An 8,060-nucleotide genomic window follows, 5' to 3' on the forward strand; every position below is an offset into this window, starting at 1 on the left:
GCATTTTGCCGGCTTCTTTGGCTTTGGCTTCGCCGCCGAGCGAGACAAAGTCGTCGTAGGAAATGACTTGGGCGCGGATGAAGCCGCGTTCGAAGTCGGTGTGGATGACGCCGGCGGCTTGCGGGGCGGTGTCGCCTTTGTGGATGGTCCAGGCGCGGACTTCTTTTATGCCGGCGGTGAAGTAGGTTTGCAGGCCTAACAGGTCGTAGCCCGCGCGGATCAGGCGGTTGAGGCCGGGTTCTTCCAAGCCCATCTCGGCGAGGAACTCGGCCTTTTCGTCGTCTTCCAATTCGGCGATTTCGCTCTCCATTGCGGCGCAAACGGCGACGACGGGCGCGTTTTCTTTTTCAGCCAATTCTTTCAGGCGGTCGAGGTGCGGATTGTTTTCAAAACCGTCTTCGGCAACGTTGCCCACATACATGGCAGGCTTGGCGGTCAGCAGGAACAGCGGCTTGAGCATGGCGAGTTCTTCCGCGTCTAAGCCGAAAGAGCGGACGGGTTTGCCTTCGTCCAGATGCGGCAGCAGTTTTTTGCACAGTTCGACCAGTTTTTGCGCGTCTTTGTCGCCTGAGCGGGCGCGTTTCTCTTCGCGGACGATGGCTTTTTCGACGCTGGCGAGATCGGCAAGTGCCAATTCGGTGCCGATGGTTTCGATGTCGGCAATCGGATCGACTTTGCCGGAAACGTGGACGATGTTGTCGTCGTCAAAGCAGCGCACGACGTTGACGATGGCGTCGGTTTCGCGGATGTTGGCGAGGAACTGGTTGCCCAAGCCTTCGCCTTTGCTTGCACCTGCAACCAAGCCGGCAATATCAACGAATTCGACGATGGCAGGCTGCATTTTTTGCGGATTGACGATTTTCGCCAGCTCCGCCATGCGCGGGTCGGGTACTTCGACGATGCCGACGTTGGGTTCGATGGTGCAGAAGGGATAGTTCGCCGCTTCGATGCCCGATTGGGTCAGCGCGTTAAAGAGGGTGGATTTGCCGACGTTGGGCAGGCCGACGATGCCGCATTTCAAGCTCATGGTTTTTCCTGAAAAGATAAAAGTTTAACGGCGAATTATAGCATATTGTGGAGGTACTCAAAACAGCTGCAATGCTGGGGTGTTCTTATGATAAAAGGCCGTCTGAAAAAAGAGGGGCAGGCATTCAATTTATTGTTCTTCCGAAGAATGAGTAAATGAATAAAGCCGTTAAATAAAACAATTTTTCGGACAGGAGGCTTAAGATCAAACCTGAAAGAATGCCCAGTACCCAATAAATCATCTGACGGTATTTCGGGTCGGATGCGGTACGCAACATTTTGAAATACAAAACCAGACAGCCGAACATGCAGATTGTTTGAAACAGAATGAGGGGGAGGCTGTTAATGGCTTCGGAAATCGAATCATGAAGGATGATTGTCCCTATGCGTATGCATAAATAAATTAAAGCCGAGCCTGCCGCCGAATGCCCAAAAGGGAAGGGCGTGTCGGATGAATCGGGTGTTTTGTGAGGCTGAAGCCTGCCGAATAACAAGATAAATACAATGTCAAACATAATGATAGTTGCCTTGGCGTAAGATGTTTTTGTTTTCAGACGGCCTTAGGGTTGTCTGAAAGCGTATTGTGCGGCGTATGGGGTAGTGCTGCGGTAAGGTATGTCAGTAGGTCGATCATCCATCATGCTGAAGCGGTTGCCATACTTAAGTGAACACTTTGATTTTTCAGTGTATTATCTGCTGTTGCCCGTAATAGTTTGAAATACAGGGCAAGTTAAATGAATAGAGGGGAAGAGGGGTAAGCAGGTTGAAAAACGGTATGGGGTTTCGTGGGTAAAGCCTTTGCTGCGGTTCGCAGTTAGTTTAAAGGTCGTCTGAAAATTGTTTCAGACGGCCTTTTTTCCGTGTTGCCTTAACCGGTATTACGCAAACCTTGCGCTACGCCGTTGATGGTCAGGTGAACCATCAGCAGCGCGTGCGGATTGTCGGGCTCTTTGCGCAGGCGTTTGAGCATGGCGACTTGCAGGCCGTTGAGGGCGTTCAGGTATGGAATCCTCAAGGCAAGCGAACGGGCGAGGCTGCGGTTGTCGCGCAGGAGCTCTTCGGTTTGCAGCAAGTCGAGCAGTGCTTTGCGGCTGCGTTGGTATTCTTCCTTGATCATGCCGAAGATGACTTTTGCTTTATCGGGCGATTCGCTCAAGCCGGCATAGTTTTCTGCCAAGGTGATGTCGGTTTTCGCCATCACTTGCTCCATATTGGAGAGCATGGCTTGGAAGAACGGGTTGCTTTGGGCGTGTTCGCGCAGGGCGGCCAGTGTGTCGGGATTGCCTTCGCACAAGGTTTCCACTGCGCTGCCGAAACCGTACCAAGCCGGCAGCATGAGGCGGTTTTGCATCCATGAGAATACCCACGGAATCGCGCGCAAGTCCTGAATCCGCGCCAAGGTTTTGCGGCTGGCGGGACGGCTGCCGAGGTTGAGGGTGGCAATTTCCTGAATCGGGCTGGTTTGCAGGAAGTAGTCGATGAAGTCGGGATGGGTAATCAGTTCGCGGTAGTATTTGAACGATACTTCCGACAAATCCTGCATCAGTTTGGCATCAGGGTCTTTTTTGTCCGGCAGGATGCTGGCTTCCAAAGTCGCGGCAACCAAGGTTTCCAAGTTGCGTTGGGCATTGCCCGGGTCGGCGTATTTGGCGGTAATGACTTCGCCTTGCTCGGTAATGCGGATTTGTCCGGCAACGCTGCCCGCAGGTTGCGCCAAAATGGCTTGGTAAGATGGGCCGCCGCCGCGACCTACGCTGCCGCCGCGGCCGTGGAACAGACGCATGCGGACATCGTATTTTTTGAAGAGTTCGACCAAGCCCAACTCTGCCTGATACAGACACCATGAGCTGGTAACGTAGCCGCCGTCTTTGTTGGAGTCGGAGTAGCCGAGCATGATTTCTTGGATGTTGCCGCGGCTTTCGAGCAGGGCATCATACCAGTCGAGACGGAACATGGTTTCCATGACCGGACAGGCGTTTTCGAGCGCTTCGATGGTTTCAAACAGAGGCACGATATTGATGCGGCTGTGCGGTTTGCCGTTTTCCACCACCAACAGGCCGCTTTCTTTCAGCAGCAATGCCAAGGCGAGCAGGTCGCTGGGTTGTTCGCAGTTGGAAATAATGCTTTGTGTAACGGCATCTTCACCGAATTCGTCTTTGATTTTGCGCGCTTCGTTGAAAATTGCCAATTCGTGGCGGGTATGGTCGCTGTATGTGATGAACGGGCTGTACAGCGGACGTTGATGGCTCAATTCGCGCAATAAGGCGGTTTGTTTTTGCTCTTCGTTCAGGCTGTTGTAGTCTTCCAAGCCTGCATGTTGGAAAAGCTCGGCAACCACATCGGCGTGTTTGCCTGCGTGTTGGCGCAGGTCGAGCGGCATCATGTGGAAGCCGAACACGGATACGCTGCGGATAATATTGGCCAGACGGCCTTCCGCCAGCAGTTGGCTGCCGTTTTCGTGGAGCGAGCGTTGCAGTTTTTTCAGGTCGTTGAGGAACTCTTCGACCGTGGCATAAGGCTCGAGGAAGCCGAATTTGCAGCCCATGCCCAAACCGAGTGAGCGTGCTTTGCCCATAGCGCGTGCCATGATGTAGGCGATGGCGCGGCGGTAAGGTTCTTCGGTGCGGGCGATTTCTTCGTCAGGCGAGAGGGCGGCCAGTGCCATCACGTCGTCGTTGACTTTGACGCGGCGGATGGAGAGCGGCAATTCGCGGTAAAGTTTGTCGAGTTCGCCGCGATAGAAGCGAAATACTGCGTCGGCATGCCGTCTGAACGCAAAACGCAAGGTTTCGGCAGAAACGAACGGGTTGCCATCGCGGTCGCCGCCGATCCAGCCGCCGATTTTGAGGATATTCGGAACGTGGACGCCGGGATAGGCCGTCTGAAAATCGCGTTCCATTGTGCGGTAGAGTTTAGGCAGGGCTTCAAAGAAGCTCATTGGGAAGATGGATACACCGTTGTTAATTTCGTCGTTGACGCTGAGTTTGTGGCGGCGCGTTTCGCTGGTCTGCCACAGGCCCAAAAGGACAGTGTCGATTTCGCGGCGCAACTGAGCCAGTGCTTCGGGGTTGGTGCAGCGTTCGCGTTGCGGCAGCAGCGCGCGGATGCGGCGGTTGAAGCTCAAGACGGTTTGACGTTGTACTTCGGTCGGGTGCGCGGTCAAAACGGCGGTAACGACCGTGTTGTCCAGTTGTTGCTGCACCGCTTTGCCGTTGACTTTTCCGGCTTTGAGCTTGCGCACGGTTTCCGTCAGGCTGCCTTCGGCACTGTTGTGTCCGGCCTCTTCGTGGATTTGGCGGCGGCGTTCGTGGTGTACGTCTTCGGCGATGTTCAAAATCTGCGCGAACAGGCCGCAGGCCAAGGTTAAATCGTGGGTTTGTTGTTCGTCCAATTGCGGCAACACCTTCTCAATCAGGGCAGCACTGTCGTCTGAAGTCGATAATAGCTTAACGGTTTCGACCACCAAAGGCGACGCTTCCTCATGCAGCAGATTGAAAAGAGACTGTTTTAAAAATTCCGCATCCGCTGCCAGAGCGGCATCTTTTGGATTATTCAAGATATGCAGTTGCATGATTTTTCTCTTATTTAAATGTTAATTTGGGTGTATCGTGAATCCATTGTATAGCAGATTTTTATAAACTGCCAATGGTAACACCCGATACATTTCAAACCGGAAAACGGCCGTCTGTATCCGCCGCGTGGTCGCTGTCTGTAAAATGCCGTAAAATATTGCCCATCAAAACAGAGGCGAGAAACCCATGATTGAATTTCCCAACCAACCCGATTTTCCTGAGCAACACACCGCCGTCGCCGTCGGCACTATCAACATGAGCCAGCAGGCGATAAGGATGTTGATAGAGAATGCCACCGAAAAGGCAAGTATCCTGACCATTGCCCGCGTTGCCGCCATTCAGAGCATCAAACAGACTGCCAACCTGATTCCGCTGCACCTGCCCGGCCGCATCATCGGCGTGCAGGTTGATTTCGATATTAACGTTGAGTTGGCCTGCCTGAAGGCCACGCTGACCGTTCAAGCGCACAGCAACGGCAGCATTGCCACCGAAGCTTTGACCGGCCTCAATTTGGCGCTCTTGAGCGTTTACGACATGATGAAAGACGTTGACCGCAATATGATGCTCAGCGGCATCCGCCTCGAATCCGAAACCAGCAGCGAAGGCCGTCCTTTCCTGTTTGACAACGCATACGAAAATATTAATTTCTAAATCACTCAGGCCGTCTGAACATTGGGTTTCAGACGGCCTTATTATTATGATGAACGATCAACAACTCTTGCGGTTCAGCCGCCATATCTTGCTTGACGAAATCGGTATCGAAGGCCAAGAAAAACTCTTGGCTGCCCATGTGCTTGTTGTCGGTTGCGGCGGGCTGGGTGCGGCGGCCTTGCCGTATCTTGCCGCCGCCGGTATCGGCAGCCTGACGATTGCCGATGCCGATACCATCGACGAGACCAATCTTCAACGCCAAATCACGTTTACTGAAGCCGACATCGGTAAAAATAAGGCTTTGGTGATGCAAGGCCGTCTGAAACAGATCAACAGCCAAACACACATTACAGCCATTGCCGAATTTCTCGATGAGGCCAGGCTTGTCGAATTGGCAAACGCCGCCGACATCATCCTCGATTGTTCCGACAATTATCCCACACGCCAAGCAGTCAACCGCGCCTCCGTTGCCACGCGCACGCCTTTGGTTTCCGCCGCGGCCGTCGGCTTTGACGGACAAATCGCCGTGTACCGTCCCGATCTTCCCGATACGCCTTGCTATGCCTGCCTGTTTGACGGCGAACAAGCCAGCGACGGTGCTTGTGCATTGTTCGGCGTTTTTTCGCCATTGGTCGGCGTTATCGGAACGACCCAAGCCGCCGAAGCGCTTAAAGTGCTGATCGGTATCGGTACGCCGTCGCACGGCAAACTTTCTACCTACAACGCGTTGAGCGGAAAATGGCAGCAATACGGGGTGAAACACAATCCCGAATGCCCGGTTTGCGGCGGCCGTTAAAGACAAAAGCAGGGTAGGGGTTTCGACATTGCCTAAGCCAATCCGCTAGAGTAATCATACTTATCTTTCATTAAACTTGAAGGAAGGCGTTTCTTCCCTTTTCAGACGGCCTGTGGCACGATATGATTCAATGATTAATAAATTTTTTGAGGCCGTCTGAAAAGGGATAAGGAGAAACCGGCTTAATGAATATTATTCGTGCCTTATTGGTGGTATTGGGTTGCCTGGCTTTGGGCGAGGCAACCGTTTGGATTTTGGGGTTGAAGCTGCCGGGCAGTATTGTCGGCATGGCTTTGCTGTTTGCCGCGCTTCAGGCAGGCTGGGTCAAATTGTCTTGGGTGGGAGAACTGGCAGACATTTTGATGGCAAACCTGACTTTGTTTTTGGTGCCGCCTTGCGTGGCCGTCATCAGCTATTTGGACGTGATTGCAAACGACTGGTTTTCAATTTTGACGGCCACAATCGGCAGTACGATCTGCGTATTGTTGGTGACCGGCAAAGTGCATGAGTGGGTCAGGAGGCGGATGTGATGAATATAGACGGGCTGTTGCGCATGCCCTCAGTCATGCTGTTCCTGACTTTGGCCGTATATGCTTTGGCGGTGCATATTCGGACGCGCACGGGGAATGTGCTGTGTAATCCGGTATTGATCAGTACGCTGGTGTTGATGGGGTATTTGAAGGTATTTGCCATCGATTACGAGCTGTATCATTCTGCTTCGCGCTTTATTGATTTTTGGTTGAAACCGGCAGTCGTGTTGCTGGCCGTGCCGCTTTATCGAAATTGGGACCGTATCCGCAGCCAGTGGTTGCCAGTGGTGTTGTCGCAGTTGGCGGGCAGCGTGACAGGCATTGTTACGGGCGTGTATTTTGCCAAATGGCTGGGCGCTTCGCGCGAAGTGATTCTGTCGCTGGCTTCAAAATCCGTGACGAATCCGATTGCGATTGAAATCACGGCGTCTATCGGCGGTATTCCGGCAATTACGGCGGCAACGGTGATTATTGCCGGACTTTTTGGACAGATGGCCGGATATAAAGTGTTGAAAGGAGCATTGTATATGCCTTCTTCAGTGGGAATGTCTTTGGGTACGGCCTCACATGCGATGGGTATTGCGGCATCTTTGGAATACGGCCGCCGTATGGCCGCGTATGCCGGCTTGGGCTTGACGCTCAACGGCGTGTTGACGGCGATATTGGTGCCTATCTTGATTCCCTTATTGGGCGTATAGCGTTTAGGCCGTCTGAAAATAGTGTAAACAGGAGAAAATGATATGGCTGTGAATTTGACTGAAAAACGTGCAGACGAATTGTTGGAAATCGACGGCATCCGTCTGTTTACAGGTCGTGCCGGCATCAAGCAACAAGACCGCGACGATTTGACGCTGATGGTGTTGGGCGGCGGACATACAGTGGGTACGGTGTTTACGCAAAACCGTTTCTGCGCCGCGCCGGTGCATATCGCCAAGTCACATCTGTTTGACCAAGACGGCGTGTGTGCCTTAGTCATCAATACGGGCAATGCCAATGCGGGTACCGGCGCACAAGGCCGTCTGGACGCGATTAAAGTGTGCGCGGCGGCGGCAGAACAGGTCGGCTGCCAATCCAATCAGATTATGCCGTTTTCGACCGGCGTGATTTTGGAGCCATTGCCTGTGGATAAAATCGTGGCCGCCTTGCCGCAAGTACGCCCTGCATTCTGGTCGGACGCGGCGCGTGCCATCATGACGACGGATACTGTACCAAAAGCCGCTTCACGCACAGGCTTGGTCGGCGAAAAACACACAGTCCGCGCCACCGGCATCGCCAAAGGCTCGGGCATGATTCATCCGAACATGGCGACCATGTTGTCGTTTATCGCCACCGATGCCAAAGTGTCCCAACCGATTTTGCAGCTGATGACGCAAGAAATCGCAGACGAAAGTTTCAATACGATTACCGTGGACGGCGATACCAGCACCAACGACAGCTTCGTGATTATGGCGACAGGCCGTTGCGGTCAGAGCGAAATCGACAATA

The 8,060-nt window shown here is 53.2% G+C and carries 8 protein-coding genes; 5 read left to right on the top strand and 3 right to left on the bottom strand.

Going from position 1 to position 8,060, the window contains the following annotated elements:
* The 3 genes from ychF to ppc all read right to left on the bottom strand — a co-directional run.
* Window positions 1-1,027 (bottom strand): redox-regulated ATPase YchF (gene ychF / locus ACTHUT_RS10920; RefSeq protein ID WP_440418796.1); only part of this gene is annotated, 1,027 nt, incomplete at its 3' end.
* Window positions 1,028-1,151: 124 nt separating this feature from the next.
* Window positions 1,152-1,541, bottom strand: a complete 390-nt coding sequence (locus tag ACTHUT_RS10925) for a hypothetical protein (protein WP_250599625.1) — start codon at window positions 1,539-1,541, stop codon at window positions 1,152-1,154.
* 353 nt (window positions 1,542-1,894) lie between these two features.
* A complete protein-coding gene (ppc, locus tag ACTHUT_RS10930) occupies window positions 1,895-4,597 on the bottom strand; it encodes a phosphoenolpyruvate carboxylase (protein ID WP_137040046.1) in 2,703 nt (900 codons plus the stop codon).
* A gap of 187 nt (window positions 4,598-4,784) precedes the next feature.
* Between ppc and ACTHUT_RS10935 the strand changes: the two genes are divergently transcribed.
* From ACTHUT_RS10935 to ACTHUT_RS10955, 5 genes are all read left to right on the top strand, one after another.
* Window positions 4,785-5,249, top strand: a complete 465-nt coding sequence (locus tag ACTHUT_RS10935; protein WP_440362788.1) for a cyclic pyranopterin monophosphate synthase MoaC — start codon at window positions 4,785-4,787, stop codon at window positions 5,247-5,249.
* A gap of 49 nt (window positions 5,250-5,298) precedes the next feature.
* Window positions 5,299-6,045 carry a HesA/MoeB/ThiF family protein gene (locus ACTHUT_RS10940; protein ID WP_440418798.1) on the top strand — a complete coding sequence of 249 codons (747 nt, stop codon included), beginning with the start codon at window positions 5,299-5,301 and terminating at the stop codon, window positions 6,043-6,045.
* A 185-nt stretch (window positions 6,046-6,230) separates the two neighbouring features.
* Complete coding sequence (locus tag ACTHUT_RS10945) at window positions 6,231-6,575, top strand: CidA/LrgA family protein (RefSeq protein WP_049328555.1); 345 nt, start codon at window positions 6,231-6,233, stop codon at window positions 6,573-6,575.
* Entirely contained in the window at window positions 6,575-7,273 is a 699-nt protein-coding gene (locus ACTHUT_RS10950; protein WP_070630428.1) for an LrgB family protein, read from the top strand. Before ACTHUT_RS10945 ends, ACTHUT_RS10950 begins: the two co-directional genes overlap by 1 nt.
* A 42-nt stretch (window positions 7,274-7,315) precedes the next feature.
* A partial coding sequence (locus ACTHUT_RS10955; RefSeq protein ID WP_440418797.1) for a bifunctional ornithine acetyltransferase/N-acetylglutamate synthase occupies window positions 7,316-8,060 on the top strand: 745 nt, incomplete at its 3' end.

This window comes from Neisseria sp. P0022.S010 (genome assembly GCF_051956635.1).